We start from the raw sequence: 16,528 nt of genomic DNA, 5'->3' as shown, positions 1-16,528 counted from the left end.
ACCAATCCGACTCTGCGAATAGCCCTGACGGGCAACCGCAGAACCAACCAAACACGAGGAGACTGTATGTCTGAACAGGTACAGGGCGCGGGTGCGCGCGTAAATACGGGTGGTCCAGCCCATCCATTCCTTACATGGCAAAGCCCGCAAGGGTTCGGCATTGGCAGCCTGCATGAAGGCCTGACAATACGCGATCATTTTGCTGGGCAGGTGCTGGCCGCTTGGCCCGTAACTGACCACGGCACCGATACTGATGCCCTAGCTCGTAAATGTTACGCGATGGCCGACGCCATGATTGCTGCCAGAGGACAATAAATGCTTTCAAAACAAGAACTAGCACGCCGTGTTGCTGCGTATCAGCAGCACGGCACAATAACGAAGGCTGCGCACGCATGCGGCGTAAAGAAGTCTGCGTTTCACGACAGCATCAAGCGCGCCGCTGAACTTGGGTTGATGGGAACTAAGCCTGTACTAGAAGGATTCAGGCTGACTAAAACAACCGCCGTGACTAATTCTGAAGGCGATGTAGTTCGTGAGTTTATACAGCAGAAGCCAGATGTTGGCGGGAAGTTCGATGTTCCCGATGGGCACTCTGTTAAAGGCGTATCTGCTCTGGTCGACTCGCAGGGTCGGCTTATGCAGCAATGGGTTAAAACACGCGAAGAGCCGTCTGCGGTAGACATTGCCGAGACAGTCAAAGCGGCATTTGATGGCTGGCAGCCAGCAGCGGAGCCGAAGCCCGCTCCTGCCGTTGCAAACACTGATCTACTGACGCTGACGCCATTGGCAGACCTCCATCTTGGGCTTTTCTCTTGGGGCAAAGAAACAGGCGTCAATTGGGATCTGGAAATAGCAGAGAAGGTCATTGGAGAAGCGATTGAAGATTTAGTCGCCAGAACTCCGCCAAGTGGGAATGCGATTGTCCTTGGAGGCGGTGACCTGCTGCATAGCGACAATAACGAAAACAAAACCGCACGCTCTGGCAACGCCTTGCAGGTCGATGGGCGTTATCAAAAGGTGCTGATGGCAGCTTGCCGTCTGATCGTAAAAACCGTTGATGCCAACCTCCGACGACATTCGCGTGTCACGGTACGCATTTTACCGGGCAACCACGACGAGCATGCATCGGTTGCGGTCGCTTACTTTTTGCTTGCTTGGTATCGCAATGAGCCGCGCGTCGTCGTTGATGTCGATCCGTCTCTTTTCTTTTGGTTCCGCTTCGGTTCGGTTCTCTTAGGCGCTACGCACGGCCATACGGTCAAGCTGAAAGACATGGCCAGTATCATGGCCCACCGCCGCGCAGAGGATTGGGGAGCAACGAAGCATCGCTTCATTCATGGCTTTCACATCCATCATTCCAGCAAGCTTGCGACTGAAGGAAACGGCGTAATCTCTGAATCGCACCAGACACCCACGCCTCAAGATGCTTGGCACTTCGGTTCTGGATTCTTGTCGGGTCGTTCCATGCAGGCGATCACGTACCATTCCACGTTCGGCGAGATATCGCGCGTTCGAGTTGCCATGATGGACGGGGTGAATACGAAGTATCAGGCGACGAATGACAATGTGGCAAGCGAGAGGAGGGTGGCATGATATTTCTTCAGAGCGTGCTGATGATCGTCGGTGGCTTAGTTGTACTTATTGTTTCAACCAGCTTCATCGTCGAGGTTGTGCGCGCGGTAAGAAACAGCCACAGAGTTGCAACCGTAGTAGTCAGGACGAAACAAAGGCGTAAGCCAAGTCTAAATGAATGGTGGTTCGCTTTTAAAAGAGACCTCTACTCAGGGTACAGCGAACTTCAGATCGGATGGATTGGCATTCCGCATAATCCGTCGATGCCTTTGCGAAATCGCCTTCCACGGCATTAACCATCAACGCGCCGCCCACCAAGCGGCGTTTCACCACAGACACGAGGAGAGAATATGCTTGAAGAAGCAGAAGACAAAGCCGCACGCAACGCTGTTGAAGGATTTAGCAATGGCGTCTTGGTCGGCAGCGGTTCCGGCAAGCCTGCGATTTTGGACACGCAGTACGTTATTTCGCGTGAGCGATATGAGCGTGTTAAGTCAAGGTCGGCGGCAATTCTTGCAAAGTTTCACTATTCACTCGTCATTATCGAAACGCCTTACAGCGGCGACGTGGAATCCAACACCGCATATGCACGGGCTTGCCTCCTAGACAGTCTGCGACGAGGCGAGGCGCCAATTGCCAGCCATTTGCTGCACACGCAAGTGCTGGACGATATGCAGCCCGATGAGCGGACGTTGGGCATCGAGGCCGGCCTTGCCTGGTATCGGGTGGCAACGAAATGCGTTGTTTACAATGATCGTGGTATTAGCGGCGGCATGAAGATGGGCATTGATCGAGCCATATTGCACGGAGTGGCAGTCGAGTATCGAAGCATTGAGGCATGGCGAGCAGGAGAAGCACATGAGCAACATTGAAACAGCAATCGCAGTGGCTTCAGCGGCTCATATGGGGCAGCTGGACAAGAACGGCGAGCCTTATATTTTTCACCCTATCAGGGTGATGATGGCTCAGACCACTGCCGAAACGCAAATCGTCGGCGTGATGCATGATTTGATTGAGGACACAGACACTTCTCTGAACGACATCTATTCGTTCGGCTTTGATGACGACATCGTGCTGGCCTTGAATGCAATTACCCGTCGGGATGACGAGGACTACTTCGTTTATGTCAAACGAGCTTGCTCTAACCCTATCGCAAGGCCAGTCAAAATAGCTGATCTGCGAGACAATCTTCGCCCTTCAAATGACGATGCTGACAGGCGCGCTCGATACACTAAGGCGCTCGAAATGCTTGGGGAGGCCCCATGAACCAATTCCACGTCGGGCAAAAAGTGGTCTGCATCGATAGTGCTGTCGGCTTCGAGCAGTTCATCGAGGTCAAGGAAGGTGAGATTTACGAGATCGATTGGATCGGACCTTTCGAACATTACATTCACGGCTCTTATATTGGCGTTCGGCTCAACGGCGTTGATCGCGGAACCTGTCCGCAGTTCGGTTACGAGAACCCGCCTTTTGCAGCGAGCCGATTCCGTCCGCTTGTTCGTGACAAGCTGTCATCCTTGCGCGGATTGCTGGACGACGGGCCTATTACCGAGAAGTTTGAAGAGCCGAAGCGTAAGGTGAGGGAGGAGGTGTAATGGGGATTTTAAATTACACCATCGAAGATGCCGCCAATTCATACTTCCGAGGCAACACTGACCTCGCCCTTGAAACATTCGGCCCACTCGAACGCTACACGCATGCTAACGACAATTGGCCGAAGGTAATTGCTTTCACAGGAAAGGCAGGGAGCGGTAAGTCGACGGCGGCCAAATACGTCATGCAGCGCGGTTATAAGCTGGTGAAGTTTGCCGACCCGTTGAAGGACATGCTGCGCGCTGTTGGCTATAGCCAGCAACAGATTGAAGGCGAACTAAAAGAAGTTGTCGATTCATCAGGTCGGACACCACGCCATGCAATGCAGACTCTCGGCACAGAGTGGGGCCGCAAGTGCATGGGCGAAGACTTCTGGATTAGCATCTGGCGTGAACGCGTCACTGGTGCCACGTCTGTCACTGACGACTGTAGGTTTGCAAACGAAGCCGATGCAGTCCGCAAGGCTGGAGGCATAGTAATCATGCTGGAAGGTCGAGGCGGCATAAACAGCAGCCATCCATCTGAGAAGTTAGATTTCGAGCCGGATTTGGTTATCGCCAACGATGGCAATCTTGCCAATCTCCATGAGACGATCGACAAAATCCTTGTTGCCTAAACAAACAGCCGCCCTTCGGCGGGGTTTTTCTTTTCAGGACTGGAACATCGTTTCAGATGTTTAGGCCTCTTCTGTCATTGAGTTCTTACTGCACCGAATTGACGGACGCTAGAAATTCAACCTAGTAGAAGGCCTTGGTTTTGACAATTCAGAACGTCGTCGAGTGCCAGTCCATACAGCATCGCGTATCCTTGATCGGCCGTTACCATTACAGCCGATGGTGCCTCTGAGAATGTCAGGTTTGTACCAATTAGTCTGTCTTCTCCCAATGAGAAATCAAAAAACACGTCAGTTCCAGCGCTTATCTGGAACTGGTCACTTCCCGATCCCCCGGTAAGCACGTCATCGCCAGCCCCACCATCAAGGAAATCGTTACTGTCTCCGCCACTCAGGTGATCGTTCCCGTCGTCACCATATAGATTGTCGGTTTGATCGCCGCCTAACAAATTATCATCGCCACCACGACCGTGGGCTTCGTTCTTTCCACTGGACAGGGAGAGCGTGTTGTTGGCAGCGTTGCCGAAGATTAAATCGTTCCCATCATCAGCGTAGATATCCTCGATATTCTGTAGGTTCAAAGTGACACTACCTGGTCCATCGATGTCTGAAATCGTTGCGGTTCCGACGGTTTTGTTGAGGTCAATGACAATGTTTCCGGTATCCAGGCTGAAATGAATACGGTCAGCTCCTTCACCTCCGTCGATTGCAAGCGTGGGAAACTCCCTGGAACTGTGCGAACTTAGCGTAAATTTATCGTCCAGACTGGTTCCGGTCAGGGCTTCAATATGATGAAACTTCTCGCCCTCGATCAAATCATGACTATTGTTGAAATATGTCACATTGCCGGAGAACCCTTGGTCGATGCCATTGATAGTGGTGTCGGTACTTCGTACATCCGACGGAGTCTGCAAAACCAACCGATCAGAACCGCTGCCGCCGTCAATTCTGGCATCGGTGCCGTTACCGAGAATGGTATCGTTGCCGCCAAGGCCAAGCACGATTGTCTGCTTGCCTGCCACCATCAGGTCGTGGGTGTCGAGATAATCATCGCCCCGTGTACCCATATTCACGACTGCAGTATCGGCATTAATCGGAAAGGCGGGCGACCGTGAGACGTCAGCGATGGCTTCCCATACGGCTTCAGTCCACATATCAGCCAGTGGACCAAGGCTTCCACCTGACCATTGAGTAAGCTCGATGGTAGCAAGAATTACTGCGGATCCCGCTTTGAAATCCAGATAGTCGCCACTGACAAGCCAGTCCCAGGCGACAGTCTCTCCGAGAACCTGAACTGGCAACCACGCCGTCCAGGCGGCAATGCTCACCCCCTGACCTTCAGGGACCGTTCCGCCCAGCGTACCGAACGCTCTGTCGTGGTAATTTTCGATGTCCTGATAAGTGAGATCGGAGTAAGTATAATAGTCGCGACCACCATCGGAGTGTTGGTCCCTCTTGGCAAATCTTGCATCAAGATCACGGTGCATCAGGTCGTTACCGATCGCATCCCATTGTTGGTTGCTGACGTTGACACCTTCGGACGCTGCGACGCGCATGAAATATTCGTTGGCAACTTTTCCAGAGAGCTGATCCTCAAACACAACACCAAGTGCCAGATTGCCATAGTCGATGCCATAAGAGGCAAGTGTTGTGTAATAAAGAGCACGTGCCCCGCTTTGTCCGCTATTTGCAATTTCGCTTAGCTTGTCAAATTGCTCTTGAGAAAGGTCTGTCATCAAATCACCTGAAATTATTTATCAACTTCAAAACTGTCTATTAATTGCTCTGCCTTGCGGCGTATCTCTTTATAATTCTCAACAAACTGGCGTCCGAAGGTGACCTGCCAACGCTGTTTGTTACGATCAAACATGAGTGTGCAATCGGGAGCATAGCCGACAATCGGTTTCGGTCGAGAACACCGCATAAAACCAAAATCGGGAGTTCCCGGTGTTTCATCAGGGCCGAGGATTGTATCCCAGCCATCGTCATATTCCCGGACCACGAACCCGCCGGGTATCTCATACTGCTTTGTAATCTCCGTTTTCCAGTGGGAAGGACTGCCGTCCCAGGCTGAGTCCCACAGCTCAGAGACAGTATTGTTGACAGACTGGACAAGGATCAGAATGTTGTCGTCCCAGCCGGGCACGTCACGAGCCAGTGCCCTAAAATCGGTGCGGGAAACTTTGATGTATATTCCTCTGCCATCATCAGACGTTGCGGTGCGGCTGTAATCTTCGGGAACAATGTAATGGCGACCGGCAATGGTTGCCTTTTTCTCACGATGCCAGAATAGCCCCGCTGACGAATTGTTGGCGCAAATGCCGATGATGAGAAGGGCGGCCGCGAAGCTCGCCAATCTGATAAACCAAACTTTCCATCTTGAGCACCAACGCTGTGCGGTGCTCATTTGATCTTCCAGTCATGCTGAGACGGGTTTTCACAAAGCATAAATTTCCCTTTTTTCTGGGTGGCATTATGCGCAATTCACAATTCCGTGAAACCCCACACTCAATCGTGCAACAAGGCGGATGTATTTTAGAGCTAAGTTTAGTTGTTCTGGAACGAGTTTATCCGGCCGGAATAATCTCTACGGCCTATTTAACGTTGCCATCAGACCGAGCGAGGTCGATCAGACCAGCATCTGGCAGAAACTTCATGAGAAAAAGCAATGCCCCGGTGTTTACTGGGGCCGGAAGGACACTAAACACCGGGGCGATGCACTATGCGGGCGGAGGTAATACATAGCGCACGATGTTTAAAGCATGGACGGTTATTAAGCGCTAATAGCAATTAATAGGAATATACAGCAAAGCATAAATTAGGAGTTATAAAAATAAAAGCTCTTACCTGCGCCCCCGCGCCAAGTAAGAGCTACGCCAATGTATTAGAAATATGTAATAAAAATACTTAATACTTACCACGGCGCAATATCATAGTAGCAATAAGTAGCTATATGTAAAGTCCACTGTCTAATATTTCCTACTAGGAAGAATTTTGCGTTGCAGGTGCTGGCATGAGGCGTGAAAATACACCCTGCGATGGCTGCACAGGCGCGAGCGCCTGTTTAAGGAAGGGGGAGTGAAGGTATTCAGGGACGGCGCCATCCGAGACTAAATAGCAAGAAATACTTTTTTAACACGAGGGTGTCAGAAAAGACTCTTACTACCAGTGTCAGCAATTAATCGCTTTATAAGCAAATCAGCAATTCCTACAATTGGGTAGCACTTCTATCGGCGCGGTATCAACCGCACTGCGACAACGGCAATCAACAGCGCGACCGATACCGCGCCCTCCATGGTGTAGAACCAGTTCATTTATTTTCCCGCCCCTCCGGCGATCAACACGGTTCGTCACATCTCCGAACTTGGGGAAGAGACGGCGCATAGCCTCATGATTGGTCGTGATGTTGTAAAGATTGCACATGCGATCCTCCGTAATGAAAGGAGGTAGCGCGCAAATTATCGGCGTCCAGTTATGTTGAAATACGACAGGGGCCGTATTTCCTCTCAAGCAGGATTGATTGAATATCTTCACACCTTCCAAAGTCGGAAGGCTTGATAGGAGGGCAACATGAAATACGCAATTATCGTTTTAGCCACATTGCTGGCTGGCGCATCGACAGCTTCGGCGATGGCGAGTTGGAAGCCGCCGGCAAAGCAATGCTATGAGTGCAAGAAAAGCAAATAATTCAAAAGGGAGCCTTTCACAGGCTCCTATTTTTTCCGTCCAGCCAGCGCATCTCCGCCTTGCTGCTTATGTGCGCGGCAGAACCAAAGCTGGCCGTATTTAGTCTTATATCCAAACGTGCCCCATGCCTTGCAGTCGGCATCATTACACCAATGCTCGAACAGTTTGCCCGGTTGCGAAACGTGAGCCTTGTCGTTGTTGTATCCTGACATTTATTACCTCGGAGCGCGATAAACCACGAATTCACTCTGCCCTTTCATCGTGCAAGCCTCACAGCGAAGCTTCCATTGATGCTGTTGCAGCGGTTCGTCTTTGCCAATTTTGCGCTGAACTTGTTTTATGCTCACATCGTTAATGTATCCGCATCGTGTGCACATTCCACATAGAACCGCCCACGGCTCCAGATCAACAATGCGGGTGAACGCGTCAATTTTTTCGTGTGAAGGTGGCCTTGGCATGCGATTTATCGAACGACAATTCGTTCCCATATGCCATCGCCAAAAGGCTTGCCGCCATGGCGGCGCATGAAAACGCTCATGCGTCTTTCCGAAGGGAAGCTAAACACGCAAAAATCGATTCCAGACTTACGCGCCATGCGATGAGGCAAGCGTGCACCAAGACGTCCTGCGTCTCGGTGCACTTCACGCCGAGCGCATTTCAATGCGTATGCTTCAGGAAGGGCGACTTGAAACGTATTCATCACGCAGCCCTCTTTAAAAATGTGCGTTGGCCATGGGTGACGGCAAAGCGTGAGAGCTCAACTTCACGTGCAAGAAAGTCTCGGTCTTTCAGGAGCGCTTCTATAGCCGCGTGCACATCCCCGCCGTGGTAGGCGAGAACCATCTCAATTTCGGCTTCATAATTCTGCACAAAGGTGTTCATGGATTTCTCCTGAATTATTGAATGTTCCTATTTTGTTCTAATTTGGGATGGTAGTCAAGACGTATCGAACGTGATACGAAATGTGAAATAAACTGTGAAACAATATGTGTAACAAAATTGAATTTCAGTCAGAAAATATATAACAAAAACAATGGATTGGTCGGTGGTTCGAATCCACCCGTCCGTACCATCTAATCTCCCAAAGTATATGATTTTATTATACAAACCAGTTTTGTTTAAATCCTTTGCTGGGCAAGCCCATTTTTGCGCCACACTCACAGTTATGAAATGCCTGGCGCGGGCCCCTTAATTATTTGCAAGAACGCAGCATAGAAGATGTCGAGGCCTTCCGCACCGGGATAATCGAAGTATCGAGCATACAGATAATCTGAAGTCCTTCGCTTCGAATAAATTAGAAGGGGATGGCTCGATAATCCGGGCTGTTAGGTCTAACGGGTTGACTGAGCGCACTTCTTCTTGTTGTGCCAGAGTGCATTCTGTTGCCAGTTCCCCACCATGTTCGGTCAATAAGGGGTGGCTTGGTCAACGATCTCGGCCAATCCGTATTCCCCGATCTGCGCCTTGACCTATTTGGTGTTTCAGTAAGCGCCAGGCCGTTCGGAAACACCGCTGAAGAAGCGAATGTCCACACCATCTGACAAAGTGAACTCAATAAATGGATGGCAATTCTGAAGGCGCAATAACATTATCGCGTTGGCAGTTTTGAGCTCGAAATCGCCCTAAAAAAATTTGGCTGAACTTTTAAAGTTTATACGCGAGATGCTAACGAATTTGATACCTTCATCAGTCAAGTTGCAAGGAATCCCAAGGACTTATGAGGAGTAATCTTGGGTGGCATTTAGGAGGAATTTATGAAGATTACTGCGCTGGAAACCGTGCGCGTGGCTGAACGCGCTAACCTGCTCTGGGTACTTGTCCATACCGACGAAGGTATTACCGGGCTTGGTGAAACATTTTTCGGCGCAGAAACGGTCGAAGCTTATATTCACGAATATGTTGCACCAAGGGTAATAGGTCGCGATCCTTTGGAAATCGACCTGCTGGCAGCGGATCTCGTTGGTTATGTGGGCTTTCGCTCGTCCGGCGCAGAAGTCCGCGGAAACTCGGCTTTCGATATTGCGTTGTGGGATATATTCGGCAAAGCCACCAACCAACCGATAGCGCAGCTTCTGGGTGGTTTTTCGCGACGGGAAATTCGAACCTACAATACCTGTGCGGGTACTGAGTATATCAAGAAAGCGACTGGTCAAACTACGGGCAATTATGGTCTTTCAACCGGTCGCGATTACGATGACCTCAACGGCTTTTTGCACCGTGCAGATGAATTGGCCCACTCTCTCCTTGAAGATGGCATAACGGCTATGAAAATCTGGCCGTTCGATGCAGCAGCGGAAAAAACGCGGGGACAATATATCTCGTCAACGGATATGAAAGCCGCGCTTCAACCTTTTGAAAAAATCCGCAAAGCTGTTGGTGATCGCATTGACATCATGGTGGAGTTTCACTCCATGTGGCAGCTTTTGCCCGCTATGCAGATCGCGAAAGCACTAACGCCTTATGGTACTTTCTGGCATGAAGATCCGATCAAGATGGACAGCCTTTCCAGCCTTAAGCGCTATGCAGAAGTCTCGCCTGCGCCCATTTCCGCATCTGAAACACTCGCATCCCGCTGGGGTTTTCGCGATTATCTTGAAACCGGCGTTGCTGGAATTGTCATGCTGGATATCTCCTGGTGTGGAGGATTGTCAGAGGCCCGGAAAATTGCATCGATGGCCGAAGCATGGCATCTGCCTGTCGCTCCGCATGATTGCACGGGTCCAGTGGTGTTATGTGCTTCGACCCATTTGTCACTGAATGCGCCTAATGCTTTGGTGCAAGAGAGCGTCCGCGCTTTTTACAGGACCTGGTATCGCGATCTTGTCACCGCCCTCCCAGAGGTGAAGAATGGCATGATTACGGTTCCTCCCGGTCCTGGCCTTGGCATGGAATTAAATCCGGAGCTGGATAAGGCATTCACAGTGAGCCGCCGTATTTCAGATACGACCTCGATTTGATGTCGGGTGAAAACTCCCAGTTCTGATTGGAGGCTCCATGTCTGCCACAACGCAACAGCAGGGCGGCAGCGCACTTCCGGCAATTGCCGGACCTGCGCTCATGCTCATAGGCATGCTGATGTTTTCATTGAACGATGCAATGGGTAAATGGCTCGTTGCCAGTTACAGCGTGGGTCAGGTCATTCTGATCCGCAGCGTTGCAGCACTTGTCATTCTAGCCCCTTTTCTTTGGCGGGCCGGGCTGCAACCCATCGTAAAAGCAGAGAAGCCGCTTCTTCAGGCAGCGCGTGTTTTCTTTTCGACCTTTGAGGTCTTTGCGTTCTACTATGCTGTCATGTATCTGCCTTTGGCTGACGTCATGACCTATTGGCTGGCCGCACCGATCTATGTGGCAGCGGCATCGCCTTTTCTGCTTGGCGAAAAGGTTGGCTGGCGGCGCTGGACAGCTATCGGCATCGGTTTTGTGGGCGTCATTATCGCGCTCAATCCGTCCAGCGCCATGTTTACTGCTCCAGCCATCATCTCGATCCTTGGCACGATTGCCTTTGCATTTATGATGATTTCGGGCCGCAGTCTCCGCGCCACACCGGACAAGACGCTCGTTTTCTTCCAATTAATGGGTGCGCTGATCGCAGGCGTTATTTTTGCGCCGCTGGATTGGCGCCCGCTGGGCGCACCCGCCGAGATCGCGCTTATGCTGCTTTTGGGTATTGTAGCGATGGCTGCCCATATGCTCGTCAACCGTGCGCTGAAAATCTCCGACGCAGCAACGGTGGCACCACTCCAATATACGCTTTTGCTATGGGCTGTCTTATTTGGCTGGATGTTCTTCGGGGATATTCCGAAAACGAGTATGGTGGTTGGCGCAGCGCTGATCGTCGGATCAGGATTGTTTATTTTCTTCCGCGAACAACGAGTGAAACGGGGAGCGTAAATGGACGAGCAGTTGCCCCGTTCATAAAATCCTCTCGAAAAAAAAGCCCGCGGTGAGAGATCACCGCGGGCTTTCTTGTGCGTTTGAACCTAAACTTACTTGCGCAGATCGGCAAGGATACTCTGAGCACGTTCCACGATGTCAGTGCCGATATCAGCTTTATGTTTCTCGTAAATCACCTGAGACTTTTCGAGAATACGCGCCTGTTCTTCTGGTGTAATCGTGTTGAACTTCACGCCAGCCGCTTCGATTTTTTCGAGCGACTTTTTGTTAAGTTCGGCGATTACCTTGCGCTCTACATCGCGACCGACGTCAGCACATTCCCTCAGAGCTGCCTGCTCTTCAGGAGAGTAGGTGTCGAAGATCGGCTTTGAGAACAAGAAAAGGAATGGTGTGTAGGCGTGTTTTGTTTCCGAAACATAGGCTTGCACTTCATAGAATTTTGAAGTGTCGATCGTCACGTATGGATTTTCCTGAGCGTCGATGGCCTTGGTTTCCAGCGCCGAGAAAATTTCGCCAAATGCCATCGGAGTGGCATTGGCACCAAAATTCTTGAACGTATCGAGGAAGATATTGTTCTGCATCACGCGAACCTTCATCCCTTCAAGATCTTCCCATTTGTTGATGGGATGCTTGGAGTTTGACAGGTTGCGGAAACCGTTTTCCCAATAAGCCAGATTAACTAGACCGGCTGCCTCGAGCTTTTCATTTAGCAGATCGCCAAACTCACCATCCATGACGGTATAGGCTTCATCGGAATTCGCAAACAGGAATGGAAGATCAAAGATGCCAAGTGCTGGAACAATACCAACCAGCGGCGATGAGGAAGTGACAACAGCTTCCTGAACGCCGGAACGCAGAGCCTGAGTTGCCTGAAGGTCGCCGCCCAATGCGCCGCCCCAGAACGCTGTGAGCTTCAGATTGCCATTCGACTTTTCGTCGAGACATGCTTGCATCGCCTTGATGCCGTCGCCGACAGGGTGATCGGCATTGATACCATTGGAGACGCGGATGTTGCGGCTCTTGAATTCAGCCTGTGCTGGCCCGACGGCAAAAGTGGCAACGGCAGAAACGAGTGCGGTTGTTGCGATTAGGAATTTTCTCATGAGTATCCTCCCAGAGTTAGAGAAAATGAAAGAGTACCAGTGGCTCAATAGAGCCAGCTGGCGGGAACAAGAACGAGATCGGGGAACAGCACCAGAAGGAACAGTACGCAAATCTCGGCAAGCAGGAACGGGAGTACGCCCTTTATGACCCGACCCAGTGGAACGCGACCAACACCTGAGACCACGTTCAGCACGACACCGACTGGTGGTGTGAGAAGACCGATAGATGTGTTCATGATGAAGAGGACGCCGAAGTAAACGGGGTCGATCCCTGCTTTCTGAATAATCGGCATCAGAACTGGCGTTAAGATCAGGATCGTTGGCGTCAGATCAAGCGCTGTGCCGACCACCAGAACCAGCAGCATGATGACGAAGAGCAACAAAGTCGGACGGTCGATCAACGGTTCGATGTAGTTGCTGATTTCGGCCGGAATGTTGGCTGCCGTAATGAGCCATGCAGATACGAGTGCGGCACAGACGAGGAACATAACGACGGAAGTCGTTTTCGCTGCGCGAAGGAACACGTGACCAAGGTCCGTGATCTTCAGTTCGCGGTAAATGAACATACCCACGAAGAGTGCATACATGGCCGCAACCACAGCTGCCTCCGTTGGCGTTACGACGCCAGCCTTGATGCCACCCAGGATGATTACGGGCATACCGAGTGCCCATGCGGCGCGACCACTGGCTTTTAGGCGCTCTTTGCCCGAAACGCGTGGAAGAGTTTGAACTTTGTCCTTACCAACTACCAATAACCAGGTGATAATCAGGGAAATACCCATCAGAATACCGGGAAATACACCTGCCATGAACAACTTAGTGATCGAGACATTGGCGGCCACACCGAAGACGATGAAGGCCATCGAAGGTGGAATCACAGGTGCAATAATGCCGCCTGCTGCGATAAGACCAGCAGAGCGAGGAACATTGTAACCTGCTTTGGCCATCATAGGGATGAGGATAGCAGCCAGAGCAGCAGTGTCCGCGGCTGCGGAGCCAGAAATCGACGCCATGATGATGGCTGCAAAAATGGCCACGATGCCAAGTCCACCGCGAATATGGCCAACACATGCAATCGCGAAGTCGATAATACGTCGGGACAGGCCGCCCGAGTTCATCAACTCACCAGCCAGAATGAAGAACGGAATAGCCAGCAGCGTGAATGTATCTGCGCCTGCAATCATGTTCTGCGCAATGATTTGCGAATTGAACATGTCCATGTGCCACATAAGCGCGACACCACAGAGCATAAGCGCGAAAGCGACTGGAACGCCGATGGCCATAGCGCCGACGAGCGATCCAATGAATACGAGAAGAGTCATCAGGCACGCTCCGAAAGTTGTTCAATGCTCATATGTTCGCCGGCGAATGCCGAAATCTCTTCTTCGGTGATGCGACCCGTCAAAATGCGAAACAATCTTTCAAGCGAGATCAGGAAAATGCCGGCGCCGGTGAACAATCCGATGCCGTAAACCCAGCCCATGGAAAGGCCACTTACAGGTGCAACCATGGAGGAGTTGATGGGCAGCTGCTGCCAGGTTCCCAGAAAGAGAATTGCGGAAACGCCCAGAATAACCAGATTGGAAACGCCCATAAGGACAACTCGGCCCTTTCGCCCGAAGCGAGAAACCACTGTTTCCACACCCATATGCAGGTTTTCACGGTGAGCAACGACCGCGCCAATAAAGGTCAGCCAGACAAAAAAGTATCGGGACATTTCATCGGAAATGGCAATGCCTGAATTCATGCCATAACGAAGGACGACATTGACGAAAACCATCAGTGCCATGCCTGCCAGAGCTAAAATCATAAGCAGCGCCAGAAAGCGAAAGAACAGGTCGATCAGCTTCTGAATCATGGAATTATACCTTTGTGAGAAGGCCGCGAGCGGCAAGGTTCCGGAAGAGCGCCCTTGTGCCGAAAGTCCATTCCGGGCATGCATCGGTACGATCGACCCAATTGACAAGTCGGCCCAGCGACGGCGTCGAAATCTCCACGCGATCACCGATTTCGTGCGTGAAACCTTGGCCGACACCGCGTCGGTCTTTGACGGGGGCGAACATGGTTCCCAGGAACAGGACGGCCCCATCGGGATATTGGTGATTACGATTACGAAGCTGCGATACCAGATTGGCAGGTGAGCGGCTGATGGCTTCCATTGGGCTTTCGCCAGTCATTTCGAAGCCGTCTTCACCCTTTACCAGCAGTGAAACGCGAACCTTGGAAAGAACGTCAAGCGTGAAGGCATCGTGGAACAGGCGGATGAATGGGCCAACTGAACAGGATGCATTGTTGTCCTTGGCTTTTCCAAGCAACAGAGCCGATCTGCCTTCAACATCGCGCAGATTGACGTCATTGCCAAGCGCTGCGCCAAGAATTTCACCGTCGGAACGCACCGCGAGAACTACCTCGGGCTCCGGGTTATTCCATTCTGAAATCGGGTGAATGCCTACCTTATCGCCACATCCTACAGAAGACATCGGCTGTGCCTTGGTGAAAATCTCGGCGTCCGGTCCAATGCCGACTTCGAGATATTGCGACCAGAGATTCATGTCTTGAAGAAGGGTTTTAATGCTGGCCGCTTTTTCTGAACCAGCCGTAACGCCGCGCAGGCTGTCCCCAAGGACGGGAGCGAGCTTTTCACGGATAGAACGAGCGCGAGAAGGATCACCCTTTGCCTGCTCTTCAATGACACGCTCCAGCATACTGTCGGCAAAAGTGACACCAGCAGCTTTGATTGCTTGCAGATCGATTGGAGCCAAAAGGTGGCCAGTCGTACCACTCAGAAAATCGTCCAAAGAGCCGAGATCCGGCAAGTCTGTGGTGGCGGCGAGCTTCGCGGCAATACCATCGATCTCAAACAGGCCCGACACGGTTGCAGCAATAGCTGTCAGGTCGAGCACGCGTTCATCACGGATCAGAACCGGGCAGGGGCCGTCTGCAATCTTAGACCAGACACGTCCTACCAGAACGGCGGTCGTGGCGTCGTCCGGCAAAATTTGTTGTGCACTCAACGAATGCTTTGAAGTCAAGCTGTCCTCCTCCCGGCAGTCTCCATCAAAATGGAAAGCTACAATTATATGGCTCCAGTCCGGCGCAGTGGTTTCAGAAGGTCGATAGTTCCGCAGGGTTTAACCCGTCGGTTTATCTCATCCTTTTCGCCAGTTGCGGCGCCCCCCACTGTTCAGGCAGTGACCCTCCAAAGCCAACTTGCCTTATTGTCAGGATGTCTGACAACTGTATATATCGTTTTAGTTCGAGAATTTATCGCTGTCTAGAACCGAAATCGGTTGTTCAGAAAAATGCAGCTTTCCGCCTTCTTTGAATCATAGGCAGCGACCCGTCCTAGTAGGATTCAAGTACCAGCCCGATCCTGGCTGCGGCTCCCATAAGATGCTTGCGCATGGCATCCCGCGCCAGCGCTGGATCGCGGCTGGCAATGGTGTCGCGTAAATTGACATGCTCCTCAATCGTTATATTGACGATTTCTTCCAGAACGGCCTTTGAGCGGGCAACGTTGATTGCATGACTGATGCGCTCAGTAATAAATCCGACGAATGTTGAAAAATATTCGTTTCCGGTGGCATCAGCCACTGCCTTGTGAAAGGCGAGGTCCGCAATGATCCCTTGATCTGTCCATTTTGCAGCCCCGGTCATTTGCTCGAGTGCTTCATCAAGACGTGCCAGATCCTTGGCAGTGTGATGGGCTGCAGCCAATCCTGCCGCTTCGATCTCGAGAGGGAAGCGCAACTGGAACAGGTCGCGAAAACTATCGCGGCTGAACAATTCATCCTCATTTATTCGGATCGAACGTGCCTGTCGCTCGGTTACGAAGGCACCGACGCCTTGTCGAGTATCGACGAGGCCTTCATTGCGCAACTGCGCAATCGCTTCGCGAACAACTGAGCGGCTTACGCCAAAGGATTTTGAAAGGACATGTTCAGTCGGTAGCTTGTCGCCAGGCTTTAAACGCCCTTCATGGATATCGCTGCCGATCTGGGCGGCGATCCGCGCAGGAAGGTGTTCGCTGCGCTTTATATGGCCAAAATCCGTCGACATGTTGCGT

16 protein-coding genes are annotated in these 16,528 nt (G+C 51.5%); 8 read left to right on the top strand and 8 right to left on the bottom strand.

Features of this window, described 5'->3' with window-relative positions; translation table 11 throughout:
• Positions 1 to 66: 66 nt before the first annotated feature.
• The 6 genes from OIV19_RS05315 (at position 67) to OIV19_RS05290 (ending at position 3,781) form a co-directional block, all read left to right on the top strand.
• Positions 67 to 315: a hypothetical protein gene (locus OIV19_RS05315; RefSeq protein ID WP_264230890.1), complete on the top strand. Its 249-nt coding sequence runs from the start codon at positions 67 to 69 to the stop codon at positions 313 to 315.
• Complete coding sequence (locus OIV19_RS05310) at positions 316 to 1,593, top strand: metallophosphoesterase family protein (protein WP_264230889.1); 1,278 nt, start codon at positions 316 to 318, stop codon at positions 1,591 to 1,593.
• Between the two features lie 329 nt (positions 1,594 to 1,922).
• A complete protein-coding gene (locus OIV19_RS05305) occupies positions 1,923 to 2,444 on the top strand; it encodes a DUF7768 domain-containing protein (protein ID WP_264230888.1) in 522 nt (173 codons plus the stop codon).
• A complete protein-coding gene (locus tag OIV19_RS05300; protein ID WP_264230887.1) occupies positions 2,431 to 2,838 on the top strand; it encodes a nucleotidyltransferase family protein in 408 nt (135 codons plus the stop codon). Before OIV19_RS05305 ends, OIV19_RS05300 begins: the two co-directional genes overlap by 14 nt.
• Positions 2,835 to 3,167 carry a hypothetical protein gene (locus OIV19_RS05295; protein ID WP_264230886.1) on the top strand — a complete coding sequence of 111 codons (333 nt, stop codon included), beginning with the start codon at positions 2,835 to 2,837 and terminating at the stop codon, positions 3,165 to 3,167. The genes OIV19_RS05300 and OIV19_RS05295 overlap by 4 nt, the downstream gene beginning before the upstream one ends.
• Positions 3,167 to 3,781, top strand: coding sequence for a deoxynucleotide monophosphate kinase family protein (locus tag OIV19_RS05290; RefSeq protein ID WP_264230885.1), 615 nt, complete (start codon positions 3,167 to 3,169; stop codon positions 3,779 to 3,781). The genes OIV19_RS05295 and OIV19_RS05290 overlap by 1 nt, the downstream gene beginning before the upstream one ends.
• A 116-nt stretch (positions 3,782 to 3,897) precedes the next feature.
• Here the strand turns inward: OIV19_RS05290 and OIV19_RS05285 are convergent, their stop codons facing one another.
• The 3 genes from OIV19_RS05285 to OIV19_RS05275 form a co-directional block, all read right to left on the bottom strand.
• Complete coding sequence (locus tag OIV19_RS05285; protein ID WP_264230884.1) at positions 3,898 to 5,514, bottom strand: calcium-binding protein; 1,617 nt, start codon at positions 5,512 to 5,514, stop codon at positions 3,898 to 3,900.
• 14 nt (positions 5,515 to 5,528) lie between these two features.
• Complete coding sequence (locus OIV19_RS05280) at positions 5,529 to 6,185, bottom strand: hypothetical protein (RefSeq protein ID WP_264230883.1); 657 nt, start codon at positions 6,183 to 6,185, stop codon at positions 5,529 to 5,531.
• A gap of 1,979 nt (positions 6,186 to 8,164) precedes the next feature.
• Entirely contained in the window at positions 8,165 to 8,347 is a 183-nt protein-coding gene (locus tag OIV19_RS05275) for a CUE domain-containing protein (RefSeq protein ID WP_264230882.1), read from the bottom strand.
• Between the two features lie 872 nt (positions 8,348 to 9,219).
• Here OIV19_RS05275 and OIV19_RS05270 point away from each other — a divergent pair.
• On the top strand, positions 9,220 to 10,422 hold the full coding sequence (locus tag OIV19_RS05270; RefSeq protein ID WP_151091591.1) for a mandelate racemase/muconate lactonizing enzyme family protein: 1,203 nt from the start codon (positions 9,220 to 9,222) through the stop codon (positions 10,420 to 10,422).
• 37 nt (positions 10,423 to 10,459) lie between these two features.
• A complete protein-coding gene (locus OIV19_RS05265; RefSeq protein WP_264230881.1) occupies positions 10,460 to 11,356 on the top strand; it encodes a DMT family transporter in 897 nt (298 codons plus the stop codon).
• A gap of 95 nt (positions 11,357 to 11,451) precedes the next feature.
• Here OIV19_RS05265 and OIV19_RS05260 read toward each other — a convergent pair whose 3' ends face one another.
• From OIV19_RS05260 to OIV19_RS05240, 5 genes are all read right to left on the bottom strand, one after another.
• Positions 11,452 to 12,462: a TRAP transporter substrate-binding protein gene (locus OIV19_RS05260; RefSeq protein WP_151091590.1), complete on the bottom strand. Its 1,011-nt coding sequence runs from the start codon at positions 12,460 to 12,462 to the stop codon at positions 11,452 to 11,454.
• 44 nt (positions 12,463 to 12,506) lie between these two features.
• On the bottom strand, positions 12,507 to 13,784 hold the full coding sequence (locus OIV19_RS05255; RefSeq protein ID WP_191792740.1) for a TRAP transporter large permease: 1,278 nt from the start codon (positions 13,782 to 13,784) through the stop codon (positions 12,507 to 12,509).
• Positions 13,784 to 14,317 (bottom strand): TRAP transporter small permease, encoded by a 534-nt coding sequence (locus tag OIV19_RS05250; protein ID WP_151091808.1) that lies wholly within the window; start codon positions 14,315 to 14,317, stop codon positions 13,784 to 13,786. The genes OIV19_RS05255 and OIV19_RS05250 overlap by 1 nt, the downstream gene beginning before the upstream one ends.
• Positions 14,318 to 14,324: 7 nt before the next feature.
• Positions 14,325 to 15,494, bottom strand: coding sequence for a fumarylacetoacetate hydrolase family protein (locus tag OIV19_RS05245; protein WP_151091588.1), 1,170 nt, complete (start codon positions 15,492 to 15,494; stop codon positions 14,325 to 14,327).
• A gap of 313 nt (positions 15,495 to 15,807) precedes the next feature.
• Positions 15,808 to 16,521 (bottom strand): FadR/GntR family transcriptional regulator, encoded by a 714-nt coding sequence (locus tag OIV19_RS05240; protein ID WP_264230880.1) that lies wholly within the window; start codon positions 16,519 to 16,521, stop codon positions 15,808 to 15,810.
• Positions 16,522 to 16,528: the final 7 nt, after the last annotated feature.

Source organism: Brucella sp. HL-2 (assembly GCF_025846885.2).
Taxonomy (GTDB): domain Bacteria; phylum Pseudomonadota; class Alphaproteobacteria; order Rhizobiales; family Rhizobiaceae; genus Brucella; species Brucella quorumnocens.
Note: the sequence above shows the minus strand (reverse complement) of the source record. Positions and strands in the feature narration are given on the sequence as shown.